We start from the raw sequence: 15,094 nt of genomic DNA, 5'->3' as shown, positions 1-15,094 counted from the left end.
GTCATGCCCATCCTACGACTCAAGCGGCCTGCATCACCACCCGCAGCGGATTGGCCCACTCTTTCAGCAATTCCGCCTCGCGCGCCTTGGCTTTCTCGAAGTGCGCTTCCTTGACGTGGCCAAAGCCGCGGATGTGCTCGGGGATGCTGGCGATTTCCGCCGCCAGCCCGACGTTGCCCGCATCAAGCGAACCCAGCAGACCGCCGACGGTGGCTTCGTAATCGCCGATCAACTGGCGCTCCATCCGGCGTTCGGCGGTATAGCCGAAGACGTCGAACGTGCCGCCACGCAGGCCCTTGAACTTCGCCAGCATGCCGAAGGCCTTCAGCATCCACGGGCCGTATTCGCGCTTCATCAGTTCACCCTTGGCATTGCGCTTGGCCAAGAGCGGCGGCGCGAGGTGCAGGTGAATCTTGTAATCGCCTTCGAACTGCTGCTCAAGGCGGCGCTTGAACTCCGGCGCGGAATACAGGCGGGCGACTTCGTATTCGTCCTTGTACGCCATCAGCTTGAAGAAGTAGCGGGAGACGGCTTCGGACAGGTCGGTCGAGCCCGGGGCGCGCTGCTCTTCTGCCGCACGCACCTTGCCGACGAAGTCGCTGTAACGCTTGGCGTAAGCGGCATCCTGATACGCGGTGAGGAAGTCGACGCGACGCGCGATCACCTCGTCCAGCGAACGTGACAGGCGCGCATCGTCCAGCGGCAGGAAGGCGACTTCGCCGCCGTGTGCGGGTACATGACGCAGCTCGTCTTCATCGCGCAGGTCAGCAGAGAACGGCGTCAGCCCCGATTCGCCGGCATCGTTTGGCGTGGCGCCGAGCAGCGGCAGCTCATGCGCACGCGATTCCGCCGCCGTCGGTGCATTGCGCACGATGCCGGCGGCCTCGATCACCGCTGGCATATCGACGGCCGCCAAACGGCCCCAGGCGAACGCGGTCTTGTTCATCGGCACCGCGGCGCCGTTGAGCTCGATCGCGCGCATCAGCGATTCAAACGACAGCGGCACCAAGCCTTGCTGCCAGGCATAGCCGAGCATGAAGAGGTTGGCGGCAATCGCATCGCCCATCAGTGCGGTGGCGAGCTGGGTCGCGTCCACTTGCAGCGGATCGCGACCTTCCAGCGCCGTGCGCACGGCAGCGACGATGTCGGCGGCCGGGAACTGCATGTCGGGGCGCGTGGTGAACGTGCCGGGCATCGCTTCGTAGGTGTTCATCACCACGGTGCTGCGCTCGGGGCGGATCTTTGACAGCACCCAGTAATCGTTCACCACCACCATGTCGCAGCCGAGCACCAGGTCCGCCTCACCCGCGGCGATGCGCACGGCGTGGATGTCGTCGGGAGACTTGGCGATTCGGATGTGGGTCGTGACCGCACCGCCCTTCTGCGCGAGGCCGGTCTGGTCGAGCACCGTGGAGCCCTTCGCTTCCAAGTGGCCGGCCATGCCAATCAGCGCGCCGATGGTGACCACGCCCGTGCCGCCGACGCCGGTGATCAAGATGTTCCAGGGTTTCGACAGATCACTCGCAAACGTCGGTGCCGGCAGGTTTTCCAACCGCTCGGCGGCGCTGATTTTCTTGCCCTTGCGTGGCTTGCCGCCGTGCACAGTGACAAAGCTCGGGCAGAAGCCTTCGACGCAGGAGAAATCCTTGTTGCAGTTGCTCTGGTCGATCTCGCGCTTGCGGCCGAACTCGGTGTCCTTCGGCAGCACGCTGACGCAGAACGATTTCTTGCCGCAATCGCCGCAGCCTTCGCAGACCAGCGTGTTGATGAGCACGCGCTTCTGCGGATCGACCATCTTGCCGCGCTTGCGACGGCGGCGCTTCTCGGTGGCGCAGGTCTGGTCGTAGATCAGCACGCTGACGCCCTTTACGTTGCGCAGGCGGCGCTGCACGTCGTCGAGGTCCTTGCGGTCATGGAATTCCACTTCTTTCGGGAAGAGGTAGCGCTGGCGCGTCCACTTGGTGATGTCGTCACTGAGCAGCACGATGGTGTGCACGCCTTCGCTCAAGACCTGCTGCGCGATCTGCGGCACAGTCAGCGTGCCGTCCACCGGCTGGCCACCGGTCATCGCCACCGCATCGTTATAAAGAATCTTGTAGGTGATGTTGACACCCGCCGCGATCGACTGGCGAATCGCCAGCGAACCGCTGTGGAAATAGGTGCCATCGCCGAGGTTCTGGAACACGTGCTCGGTCTCGGTGAAGGCCGCCTGGCCGGCCCAGGTCACGCCTTCGCCGCCCATGTGGGTAAAGGTGTCGGTGTCGCGGTTCATCCACGTCACCATGTAATGGCAACCGATGCCGGCCAAGGCGCGGCTGCCTTCCGGCACTTTGGTGCTGGTGTTGTGCGGGCAGCCCGAGCAGTAATGCGGCACACGCGGGAAGTTGGCCCGCGGTAGCGCCAGCTCGCCTTCCTTCGAGGCCATCCAGCGCAGCACGTCGCGGATGTGTTCGGAATCATGGAAGCGCTGGATGCGCTTGGCGATCACGCCGGCGATGCGCGCCGGGGTCAACTCGCCGGTGGACGGCAGAATCCACTCGCCGCTCTCATCGTATTTGCCGACGATCGACGGACGGTCACCCTCGAAGTTGTAGAACAGCTCCTTGATCTGGCTTTCGATGAAGCTGTGCTTCTCTTCGACCACCAGGATGTCCTGCAGGCCGCGGGCGAAGGCGCGGATGCCGACCGGCTCCAGCGGCCAGGTCATGCCGACCTTGTAGACGCGGATGCCGATCTCCCGGCAGGCCGCCTCATCCAGACCCAAGTACTCCAGCGCTTGCAGCACGTCGAGGTAGGACTTGCCTGTGGTGACGATGCCAAGGCGCGCATGGCCCGAGTCGATCACCGTGCGGTCGATCTTGTTCACGCGGGCAAAGGCCTGCGCGGCTTTCACCGCGTACCGGTGCAGGCGCATTTCCTGGTCCAGCGGCGGGTCCGGCCAACGGATGTTGAGGTCACCGACCGGCATCTCGAAGTCGTCGTCGCCTGGCAGGAGGATCGCTTGCGCGAAGGGGTTCACGTCCACCGACGCGGAGGACTCCACCGTCTCGGCGATGGTCTTGAAGCCCACCCAGCGGCCGGTGTAACGCGACATCGCAAAGCCCAAGAGGCCCATTTCGAGGATGTCCTGCACCCCGGCCGGATTCAGCACCGGCATCATCGCACTGACGAATTCGTGCTCCGAGCCGTGCGGGAGGGTCGAACTGCGGCAGTTGTGGTCGTCCGCGGCCAGGGCCAACACGCCGCCATGGCGGGAGGTGCCGGCCGCATTGGCGTGCTTGAACACATCGCCGCAGCGGTCCACGCCCGGGCCCTTGCCGTACCACATGCCGAATACGCCATCGACCTTCGCGCCCGGAAAGAGGTTGGTCTGCTGGGTGCCCCAGACCATGGTCGCGCCGAGATCCTCGTTCAAACCTGGGCTAAACTTCACCGAATTTCGCTCAAGATGCTTCTTCGCCCGCCAAAGTTCCAGATCGAAGCCGCCCAGCGGTGAGCCGCGATAGCCGGAGATGAAACCGGCCGTGTTCAGCCCGGCCGCGACATCGCGCAGGTGCTGCATCATCGGCAGGCGCACCAAGGCCTGGACCCCGGACAGGTAGATCCGGCCCTCGGTGCGGCCGTACTTGTCGTCGAGCGTGTAGTCGTGATCCTGGATGCCATGGGTCAGGCCGCCCTGAGCCGAGGCAGGAGAGGAGAGTTCGGCGGTGCTGGTCATGTAGCTGAATATTTGGCAGGCCGGACTTAGCCTGCTGATATTTTAGTGCCTGCATCCATTCACGAGTGAGTTGCGTATTCAAGGGTGTTGCGCCCTTGTGTGCAAACAAGCGCCTCCCAGAATGAATAGGCGACTTCTGTCACAAATCTGATACCATGCGCCCCAAATTTGGGGCAGTACGCCAAGTGGCTATGGCACGCATAATCACTTTATCCACCGGGTAATTGTGTTGGGTGTCACAACTTGCTTGCGCAAAATCTGGGCAGGCGTTTGTAGTCGCCACATGTCGTGGCGTACTGGGGGTGGTTGGTGAATTTGCAGTCTTTCGCGGGTTTTAAGTGGATGCGCGCCGCTATGGTGTGCATGTTGGCGTTGGGCGCAGCACCGGCCCTGTACGCCCAGAACGCCGTCAACACCGCCAGCGTCACACCTCCCGCCGGCGTGACCAACAGCGGCGCAAGCTGTACCAGCCCGCGCACTTTTACACCGGCTACAGGGGCCTGTTCGTCTGCGGATAGTGATGCGATTCTGCGACCCACGCTGACTCAGACCAAATCCGGCGTAGTCAATATGAATGTGGTTGCGCCAAATGGCGTGGCCAATGTCGGTGACCGTATTGATTACACGATCACTGTCGCAAATTCCGGCAATGGTACTGCGACGGGTATTTCTGTATCTGATCCCAAGATCGCAACTCTTTCCTGCACCATTGATGCGGTATCTGTCACGTTGCCGACCGATATCGCGGCTAGCAAGTCGTTGATCTGTACGGGTAGTTACACCCTAACTCAAGCGGATATTAATGCCGGGAGTGTAGCCAACACGGCTACCGTCACGGGTTCGAATGTCTGCAAGACCACAGATCCGGTGTGCGCGGCGCCGACGACGACGCCGCTGACGCAGGCACCGAGCGTGGCGCTGGTGAAGACGGCGGCAGCGCCGACGACGGGGCTGGGCACGAGCACGAGTGCGACCGACGCGGGTGACACGATCACCTACAGCTTCGTGGTGACCAACACGGGCAACGTGACGTTGACCAACGTCCGGATCACGAGCGACCCGAACCTGCCGAGCTTGAGCTGTACGGCGGTGACGCTGGCACCGGGTGCGTCGGCGACGCTGACGTGTACGGGCAACGTGTACACGATCACGCAGGCGGACATGAACGCCGGCCAGGCGAGCAACACGGCGGTGGCGAGCGGTACGCCGCCGACGGGTGCAGACGTGACCGATACCTCGGGCACGGCGACCAACAACAACACGCCGACGACGACGCCGCTGACGCAGGCACCGAGCGTGGCGCTGGTGAAGACGGCGGCAGCGCCGACGACGGGGCTGGGCACGAGCACGAGTGCGACCGACGCGGGTGACACGATCACCTACAGCTTCGTGGTGACCAACACGGGCAACGTGACGTTGACCAACGTCCGGATCACGAGCGACCCGAACCTGCCGAGCTTGAGCTGTACGGCGGTGACGCTGGCACCGGGTGCGTCGGCGACGCTGACGTGTACGGGCAACGTGTACACGATCACGCAGGCGGACATGAACGCCGGCCAGGCGAGCAACACGGCGGTGGCGAGCGGTACGCCGCCGACGGGTGCAGACGTGACCGATACCTCGGGTACGGCGACCAACAACAACACGCCGACGACGACGCCGCTTGTCAACCCGCCGGTCGCGAACAACGACAGCGCGACCAACGGCACGCCGGGTACGGCGACGACGTTGAATGTGGTCGGCAACGACACGGATCCGAACAACAACCTCGATCCGACGACGGTGGTGATGGTGAATCCGCCGGCAGGCAGCACGCTGTCGGCCGATGGCAAGACGTTGACGGTGCCGGGTGAGGGCACGTGGTCGGTGAACCCGACGACGGGTGCGATCACGTTCACGCCGGTGTCGACGTTCTTCGGTGATCCGACGCCGATCAGCTACACGGTGGCCGACACGACGGGCCTGGTCTCGAACGTGGCGACGGTGACGGTGGACTATCCGCAGGATGCGCCGGTCGCGAACAACGACAGCGCGACCAACGGCACGCCGGGTACGGCGACGACGTTGAATGTGGTCGGCAACGACACGGATCCGAACAACAACCTCGATCCGACGACGGTGGTGATGGTGAATCCGCCGGCAGGCAGCACGCTGTCGGCCGATGGCAAGACGTTGACGGTGCCGGGTGAGGGCACGTGGTCGGTGAACCCGACGACGGGTGCGATCACGTTCACGCCGGTGTCGACGTTCTTCGGTGATCCGACGCCGATCAGCTACACGGTGGCCGACACGACGGGCCTGGTCTCGAACGTGGCGACGGTGACGGTGGACTATCCGCAGGATGCGCCGGTCGCGAACAACGACAGCGCGGTGACACCGCAGAACGCGCCTGTGACCACGAACGTGCTGGCGAATGACAGCAGCACGGGGGCCCCGCTGGATCCGACCTCGGTGACGGTGACGACGGCTTCGCCGAACGGCACGACGACGGTGAACGCGGACGGCACGATCACGTTCACGCCGACGCCTGGCTTCTCGGGCACGACGACGTACACCTACCAGGTGTGCGACACCTCGACCCCGACGCCGGTGTGTGACACGGCGGTGGTGACGGTGACGGTGGGCGCGAACACGCTGACGGTGACGGACGATGCGGCATCGACGCCGCAGAACACGCCTGTGACCACGAACGTGCTGGCGAATGACAGCAGCACGGGGGCCCCGCTGGATCCGACCTCGGTGACGGTGACGACGGCTTCGCCGAACGGCACGACGACGGTGAACGCGGACGGCACGATCACGTTCACGCCGACGCCTGGCTTCTCGGGCACGACGACGTACACCTACCAGGTGTGCGACACCTCGACCCCGACGCCGGTGTGTGACACGGCGGTAGTGACGGTGACGGTGGCCAACGCGGTCTTGGCGGCGACGCCGGACACGATGGGCCCGATCAATGGCGCGGTGGGCAATCCGAATGCCGGCAACGTGCTGACCAACGACACCATCAACGGCCAGCCGATGACCGTGGATACAGTGAACCTGAGCGTGACGGATCCGGCGGATCCGTTGACACCGGGTGCACCGGTCCCGAGCATCGACGTCACCACGGGCAATGTCGTGGTGCCGCCGGGTACTCCGGCAGGCACGTACCCGATCACCTACCAAGTCTGCGACAAGGCCAACCCGACGCATTGCGCAACGGCGACGGCCACGGTGATCGTGGGTGCTTCGGTGGTCGACGCAGTCAACGACACGGCATCCATCCCGAGCACGGGTGGTGTGGCTGTGCCGAACGTGTTGGTTAACGACACGCTCAACGGCCAGCCGGTCACGCTGGAGGACGTCACTCTGACCCAGGTCAGTACGACGAACCCGAACGTGACGCTGGATCCGACTACCGGCGCGGTGAATGTCGCCCCGGGCACGCCGGCCGGCAGCTACACGCTGACCTACCAGATCTGCGAAGTGCTGAATCCGACGAACTGCGACACGGCTACCGTCACGGTAACCGTGACCATGGCGCCGGCCGTAGCCAATCCGGATCAGGGCAGCGTGACGGTCGTTGATGGAGGCGTGGCGGTGCCGAATATCCTGGTCAACGACACCTTGGGTGGCCAGACGGTCACGCTGGGCCAGGTCGTGATCACGGTGACCAGTCCGTCCTCGGATGATGGCGTGGTGTTGGATCCGGCAACGGGCACAGTGACCGTTGCCCCAGGTACGCCGGAAGGCAGCTACCAGATCGGCTACCAGTTCTGCGAACGGGCCAACCCGACGAACTGCGCGTTCTCTCGCGTGGTGATCACGGTGACCGGCGAAGTCAGCTCGATGCGGGTTACCAAGACCGCGACGCCGCGTGACGTGAAGGTAGGCGACCTGGTCCGCTACACGCTGGTCATCGAAAACATGGGTCAGAACCGTGTGGCCGATGCCACCGTGATCGACACGCCGCCTGCAGGCTTCAGTTACGTCGACGGGTCGTTGACGGTGGCTGATGCCGATGGTGCGGGTCGCCTGGTGGGCAAGAATCCGCTGTCGGTGGACAACATCGACATCGCGATTGGTGGCCGTGCGACCGTGGTGTACATCATGCGAGTCGGCGCAGGCGTGCGTCCGGGTGCGCATGTGAACCAGGCCAAGATGGTCGATAACGGCGTGGATTCGTCCAACGTCGCCAGCGCGGAAGTGCATGTTGTTGGCGATCCGCTGATGGATGACAGCCTGATCATCGGCACCGTGTTCGGTGATCGCGATGGCGATGGCTGGCAGGACAGCGCCGCAGCCAGCAGCTTGAAGGTGCAGGGTGGATTCGCACCGTCGGCTTACGTGGCCAACTCGACCACGGTGGATCGCGGCAATGGTCCGCAGCCGGAGGCCGATGCCAGCTCGCCGCTGCTGCATGGCATCGCGTTGGGCGACATCAGCGCACGTCAATCGGTGGCTGATCCGAAGGCGAACCACGCGATCGTGATCCGCCAGACCTTGTCGAGTCTCGACTTCACCAACGACTTCGTCCTGACCAACGCGCAGGGCTATACCGTCCGCATGAACGCGGCAGGTGAAACCACGGTCGAGAAGTCAGGTGAAGCGGCCAAGGGCCTGAATGCCGTCCAGCTCGAGGTCGAGCGCAAGGTGGCGCAGGTGGCAGGCGGCTATCAGGTCGACTACATCGTCCGCAATGCGGGTATCGATGAGCGCGGCATCCCGGGCGTGCGCATCGCGTCGGTGGAAGGCTTGCTGATCGAGACCGATCAGTTCGGTCGCTACCACGTCGCTGGCATCGATGGTGGCCCGACTGAGCGTGGTCGCAACTTCATCCTGAAGGTGGATCCGGCCACGCTGCCGCCGGGCTCGGTGTTCACCACCGACAACCCGCAGGTACGTCGGATCACCCCGGGTCTGCCGGTGCGCTTCGACTTCGGCATCAAGTTGCCGGAGGACGAGGCGATCGGTGGCAGCCGCGAGGATGTCGAGATGAACCTTGGCGAGGTGCTGTTCGAGCCGGGCAGCGCCGAAGTCCGTGACCGCTACGCCCCGGCCATCGAAGAGATGGCCCGGGCAGCGGACCGCAACCAAGGCATGGAAGTGATCATCGCGGCGCAAGGCGACACCGAGCTGCTTGCGTTCGACCGCGCGGTGGCTGTGCGGCGTGCCTTGCTGGATAAGGTGCGCCCCGAAACGCAAGCTAACTTGAAGGTGAGCCTGCGGACCAATCCACAAGACCCTTCAAGTACGGTGGTCGGACTGCTGGATTGGCCGATGCTGGGCACGGTTCTGTTCGACACGAATCGCGCCGAGATCAAGCCGCAGTTCCAGCCGCTGATCAAGAAAATTGCCGAGTACCTGATGGAAATCGAAAGCAAGCAGGTGTCGCTGGTCGGTCATGCCGATCCGCGAGCCAGCGATGAATACAACATGGCCTTGGGCCTGCGTCGCACACAAGCGGTCTATGAAGCGATCACCTCGCAGATGCCTGCGCAGGTCCGTGACAAGGTCCGGGTCGATTATGTGCAGGGCAAGGAGGGCCAGCCATGAAGAAGCGGGCACTACAAGTCGCGTTGCTCTATGCGCTGTATGGGATGTCGGGCGCTGTGGTGGCACAAGAGGCTGCCCCGGCGACCGCGACCGATGCGCAAGACGAAACGCAGTGCGATGAGGATGGCTGCACCTCTGATGAAGGCGTGTTGTTTAGCTTGAACTCGCATGGTGAGCAGGAACCTGCGGTCAAGAATGCGAGCGAGAACTCGGACGCGAAGACACTGGCCCCTGATCGACGTGTGACCATCCAAGCGGAAAAAGTCGACAGCAAGTGGCGCGAAGAGCTTCAGCCCGGGCAAGCCGTCGCGATCGGCAAATGGTCGGTGCAGCTGCCCGATGGCGGTGTGATCTGGGCGACGGAAGACCCTGACCTGGGCCGCCCCGAGATGTCGATGTCGGCCAGCAGCATGTTGTCCTTCGATGGCTCGCGCATTACCAAGCCGGTGAAGTTCTACGGCTACAGCAACTACGGTGCCTTCATCAAGCGCGCCGATGTGTTGGTGTTCGATGCGCGCGATGTCGACCTGGTCACGCCGCTTGCCACCATTCCTCTGCAAATGGGCACGGTGATGGAGGCCGAGTGGGATGGCCAGCTAGCCAATGCCAGTAGCCTGCGTGTGGGCGATGAGTTGGTCTACGTCGTCCGTGCGTGGGCAGATGAAAAAATCTATGACGAAACCTTCCCGCAGCGCATGCAATTGCTGCGTCCGGAGGAAGTCGAAGCTACCAACCAGCGCCTGCAGAACACCCTCGACAGCAGCCGCTACGGTTCGCTGACGGCGGAAGCCGCCGAGCGCATGCGCCAGGTCGAGAGCAGCTTTGGTCAAAACAGCCTCAATCGCCAGAACATTCCGGTGTATGGATCGCGCGTTCGCTTGCAGGGACGCAACATCCCCGAGAACGCGTTCCTGACCATCAATGGGCAGAGCATCCCGGTCGATCTCGAACGCAAATTCGTTGTCGAATACTTGGTGCCGGTCGGACAGCATGCATTCGATGTGCAGGTGGGCGGCCCCAATGCGAAGACTGGGGAGATTCAACGTCGTATCGATGTCGATGTCACCGGGCGTTATTTCTTCGCCGTCGCATTGGCCGATCTGACCTACTCGAACAACTCCGCGTCAGGTGCGGTTGGGCCGCAGAACCCGGACGGCCGCTTCGACAAGGACAGCCTGACCGAAGGCCGTCTTGCTTTCTATGCGAAGGGCAAGGCCAAGGGCAAATACCTGATTACCGCGCAAGCCGACACCGAAGAGCGCGAAATCAGTCGTTTGTTCAGTGATTTCTGGCAAGCCTATCCGCAGGATGTATTCCGTCGCCTCGATCCGGATCGTTACTACCCGGTGTACGGCGATGACTCCACCCTGTATCGCGATGTCGACACCATGGGCAAGTTCTATTTGCGCGTGGACTGGGATCAGAACCAGGCACTGTGGGGCAACTACAACACCGGCCTTACTGGCACCGAGTTCGCCCAGTACGCTCGCTCGCTGTATGGCGCCGCGTTCACTTGGCGCTCGACACGCACCACCGAATACGCCGAGCCGGGCACGTTCGTGCGCGCGTTTGGCTCGCAAACGCAAAGTGCGCCGGGCCATAGCGAATTCATTGGCACCGGCGGATCGCTCTATTACCTCAAGCACACCGATGTGCTGCCGGGCTCCGACAAAGTCACCTTGGAAGTGCGTGATGGCCTGACCGGCCGTGTCGAGAATCGCATCGAGTTGGTGCGTGGTGTGGATTACGAAATCGACGAATACCAAGGCCGCCTCATCCTCACCCGTCCGCTTGCACAGGTGACGCGCGAGAACATTCGCACGCTGACCCGTGATGACCCATTGGATGGCTACAGCCAACTCCTGTTGGTGGACTACGAATACGTGCCGACCGGTTTCCATAGTGATGAAGTCGCGGCGGGCGTGCGCGGCAAGCACTGGTTTGGTGATCACGTCGGCGTCGGCGCGACCTATGTCGAAGACAATAGCGGCGGTGACAACTATCGCTTGATGGGTGCGGATCTGACCTTGCAGGCGGGTCGCGGCACGTACCTGAAACTGGAGCAGGCCAAGAGTCGTGCGACCAGTGCGCCGGTGTTCTTCTCGGATAACGGTGGCCTCAGCTTTACCCGCACCAATCCGTTCCAGCCGGGCGGCGAAGGCACGGCTAGTGCGGTAGAGGCTCGCGCCAACTTCAAGGAGCTGGGTTGGACCCAGCGCGAATGGAGCGCGGGTGCCTGGTGGCGCCAGGTCGATGCCGGCTTCTCTGTGGCACGTTACGACACCGGGGCAGACATCGAAGAACGTGGTGCCGAAATCCTGGGTGATGTCAGTGAAGCGCTGCGCATCTATGCGCGTGTCAGCCGCGCGGACCGCGGTGCCGAATCGCTATCACAGGCCCAGGTAACCGCTGATTGGCGCATCAATGACGATGCGACCCTGAGCGCGGAATTGCGCCGCGTTGAGGAGTCGCGTCTGGGTGGCGAAGCGAGCGGCACCTTGCTCGCGGCGCGCTATCTGCAACGCATCGGTACAGCGCTTGATGTCTACGGCATCGCTCAGTTCACGCTGGATGATGACGGTGGGCAGTACGAAAAGAACAATGCGGTGACGGCGGGTGCGAAGTACAACTTCGCCAATCTGTCCACGTTGGGTGCTGAAGTCACTGCAGGTGATCGCGGCAACGCCGCGCAAGTGAATGGCGAATGGCGCGTCAGCCCGGACCATAGCTTCTACGGCAGCTATACCTACTCGACCGACACCACGGCGCGTGATCCGCTTTTCAATAGCGGCGCCAATCCTGGCTGGACGCTGGGCCAGCGCTGGCGTTTGTCCAACCAGGTCAATCTGTTCAACGAGAGCCAGTTCCTGAAGGCGCCGAATGAATCCGGTTTGGCCCACACCTTCGGCATGGATTTCTATCCGTCCATGGGATGGAACGCCGGCTTTACCTTGCAGTCCGCCGAGTTGGATCGTGAGCTTGGCCAGGTCAATCGCCGCGCGGTCAGCGTCAACGGTGGCCGCACGTCGGAATCCACGCAGTGGCAAAGCAAGCTGGAGTACCGCAAGGACACCGGTCTGGAACAGCGCGAGCAGTGGGTCACCACCAATTGGCTGAGCTGGAAGGCGAGTGAAAGCTGGCGCTGGGCGGCGCGCTTCAACTATTCCGATACGCAGGATGAGTTGGATGCATTGGCCGGTGCCAAGTTCGTCGAAGGCAATGTCGGCTTCGCCTGGCGCCCGTGGAACAGCACCAAATACGCCTTGTTCGGCAAATACACGTATCTGTACGACGTGTCATCGCTGCCGCAGGTGGGCGACAACGTTGCCTACTACGATCAGCGTAGCCAGATCCTTTCGGCCGAAGGTGTTTACCACCCGAATCCCCATTGGGAGTTCGCGGCCAAGCTCGCACGCCGTGATGGCGAGGTGCGCATGGGGCGTTTGACGGGCCAGTGGCTGGACTCGGGCGCCAGCTTTGCTGCCTTCCAGACGCGATATGCGCTCGGCAACACCAACTGGAACTTCCTGGGCGAGTATCGCTGGCTGAAGGTCGACGATGGCGGCGTTCGCAAGGGTGCACTGCTCGGCGTGGACCGCGACATCACCAAGAACTTCCGCGTTGGTGTGGGCTACAACTTCACCGATTTCAGTGACAACCTGACCAACTTCGATTACGACCACAAGGGTTGGTTCCTGAACGTGGTGGGACGATACTGAGAACGAGAAACAGGCCATGCATCCTCAACCCAGCCATCGCCGCACGCATGCCGCGGAGTCGCACATGAAGTCCATCAAGCCCGTGCGTGGCACGCGGATTGCGTCGGTGCTGGCTTGCGCCTGTGCCGTCGCGGGACTTCCGGTCCATGCGGCCCAAGTCTGCGCGCTGCCAGGAAGCGCCGGCAACGCGACGATTTCCGGTACGGTCAACACTTACTACGCAGTGCAGGCCGGAAGCTACGGGCCGAGCAGCAGCAGCATCGCGCTGGATGCCGGCAGCCAGCAGGGCGCGGCGGCGATCATGCAGCCGGGCGATCTGGCGCTGGTCATCCAGATGCAATGTGCCAACATCAATTCCAGCAACAGCACCTCATACGGCGATGGCGTGGCCGGCGAGCCGGCCAACGGCTATACCGATCCGGGCACCTGCGTGGCCGGCAGGCATGAATTCGTGCGTGCCGGTGCCGCCACCACGTCCAGCTCGTTGGACCTGGCCGGGTCGCCGTTGGTCAACGGCTATGTCCAGGCCGCCGCGACCGCGACCACCGGCCGTCGCAGCATGCAGGTCGTGCGCGTGCCGCAGTACTTGACGGCGACGGTTGCCGGCACGGTGACTGCCGCGCCGTGGAACGGGCGTAGTGGCGGCATCGTCGTGCTCGACGTGGCGAATACCTTGACCCTCTCAGGCGGCATCAACGTGGACGGGATGGGCTTCCGCGGTGGTGGTGGTCGGTCGCGCAGCCAGGTCGATCAGCAGGAGCGCTTCATCTCCAGCAGCGACCTGGTTCACGCCACGAAAGGGGAGGGCATCGCAGGGACGCCGCGCTACGTGAGCGAGAAGCGCGATGTCAGCTCCGGGCTGGCGGCCACCATCACCGATCTCGGGACGGGCTGGGGCGGCTATCCGAATGGTACGGCCAGCACGGGCGACTTCGCACGCGGCGCCCCGGGTACGGCCGGCGGTGGCGGTGCCTTCTGGAATGCAACGAGCGACAATGGCGGCGGCGGCGGCGGCGGCAACGGTGGTGCCGGCGGGCGCGGTGCAGCCGGTTGGCGCAGTGGCGGCTATGCAGGCATCAACAGCACGTACAGCAACCTCCCCGAGAAAAAATGGGGCTTTGGCGGTAGTGCATTTCTTGCGCCTGCGATCGGACGCCTCGTGCTCGGCGGTGGCGGTGGCGCAGGCGACAACAACACCAACAGCAGCCCCGGGGCATCGGCGGGCGCGGCGGGTGGCGGCATCGTGATGGTTCGTGCCGGGACCTTGGCCGGTTCGGGCGTGGTCAGCGCACGCGGTGCCCGTGCCCCGGACAACCCATCGAATGATGGTACCGGCGGCGGTGGGGCTGGCGGGAGTGTGGTGATGGTGGCCACGACATGGAGTGGTTCGCCTTCGGTCGATGTCAGCGGTGGACGCGGTGGCGACGCATGGGTGAATGGCGATTCCGCGCATGGGAATGGCGGTGGTGGCGGCGGCGGCGTGGTGATCAGAAGCGGGCCGGCGGTGTCCGTCGTCGCGGGTGGCGCCAATGGACTCACCAATACCGTGCAAGGCCAGCCCGGTGGTGCCGCACACGGTGCTGCAGCAGGCAATGCGGGCATCAATCAGTTGATTCCAGCGAGTGGCGATACGGTGGGTACCCATGTGGGGCGGACGTGCAAATCCGACCTGTGGATCACCAAGAGCAATACGCCGGGCATCAATGGCGAGGTCGACCAGACATCAGACACGGTGACCCAGGGGGCAACCACCACCTACACGATCACGGTGCACAACGATGGCCCAATGACCGCAGTCGATGCGATGCTCACCGATACAGCGACGGGCCTGCAGAATTGCGCCTACGTGGCTGGATCGTTGCAGACGACCGGCACAGTCATACCACCGGCGACGAGCGCACTGACTTACGCCAACCTCAGTGGCGCGGGCGTCAGCATCCCATCGATGGCCTCCGGGAGCACCTTGAGTTTCCGGATTCAGTGCGACGTACCCTAGGAAAGGCCGTTCCGCTCGACGTTTCCGAGTCGTCAATCCATTCCATGGCTGCAGAGGCCCGGTTCATTGGAAGCAAGTCGACGCTGTATTTGCGAAAGCACATCTGACTGGTGCATTTGGAAC

General features: G+C 63.4%; 4 protein-coding genes. 3 read left to right on the top strand and 1 reads right to left on the bottom strand.

Translation table 11 applies throughout. The features are described from left to right. Positions 1–19 precede the first annotated feature (19 nt). Complete coding sequence (locus BW989_RS04385; RefSeq protein ID WP_076585755.1) at positions 20–3,718, bottom strand: indolepyruvate ferredoxin oxidoreductase family protein; 3,699 nt, start codon at positions 3,716–3,718, stop codon at positions 20–22. Between the two features lie 570 nt (positions 3,719–4,288). On the opposite strand from BW989_RS04385, the gene BW989_RS04375 reads away from it, so the two are divergent. The 3 genes from BW989_RS04375 (at position 4,289) to BW989_RS04365 (ending at position 14,971) form a co-directional block, all read left to right on the top strand. Beyond that, positions 4,289–9,256, top strand: coding sequence for a DUF7507 domain-containing protein (locus tag BW989_RS04375; protein ID WP_076585751.1), 4,968 nt, complete (start codon positions 4,289–4,291; stop codon positions 9,254–9,256). Beyond that, positions 9,253–12,975 carry a hypothetical protein gene (locus tag BW989_RS04370; RefSeq protein WP_076585749.1) on the top strand — a complete coding sequence of 1,241 codons (3,723 nt, stop codon included), beginning with the start codon at positions 9,253–9,255 and terminating at the stop codon, positions 12,973–12,975. The genes BW989_RS04375 and BW989_RS04370 overlap by 4 nt, the downstream gene beginning before the upstream one ends. A gap of 64 nt (positions 12,976–13,039) precedes the next feature. Beyond that, positions 13,040–14,971: a DUF11 domain-containing protein gene (locus BW989_RS04365; protein ID WP_076585747.1), complete on the top strand. Its 1,932-nt coding sequence runs from the start codon at positions 13,040–13,042 to the stop codon at positions 14,969–14,971. Positions 14,972–15,094: the final 123 nt, after the last annotated feature.

This window comes from Solilutibacter tolerans (assembly GCF_900155935.1).
In the GTDB taxonomy this organism is placed as follows: Bacteria; Pseudomonadota; Gammaproteobacteria; order Xanthomonadales; family Xanthomonadaceae; genus Solilutibacter; species Solilutibacter tolerans.
This window is presented reverse-complemented; position numbering and strand designations above follow the sequence as displayed.

What these genes read in the sequence shown, in the direction of transcription:
- BW989_RS04370 (WP_076585749.1), top strand. Translation starts at nt 9,253, where the DNA reads ATGAAGAAGCGGGCACTACAAGTCGCGTTGCTCTATGCGCTGTATGGG.
- BW989_RS04365 (WP_076585747.1), top strand. Translation starts at nt 13,040, where the DNA reads ATGAAGTCCATCAAGCCCGTGCGTGGCACGCGGATTGCGTCGGTGCTG.
- BW989_RS04375 (WP_076585751.1), top strand. Translation starts at nt 4,289, where the DNA reads ATGAATGTGGTTGCGCCAAATGGCGTGGCCAATGTCGGTGACCGTATT.
- BW989_RS04385 (WP_076585755.1), bottom strand. Translation starts at nt 3,718, where the DNA reads ATGACCAGCACCGCCGAACTCTCCTCTCCTGCCTCGGCTCAGGGCGGC.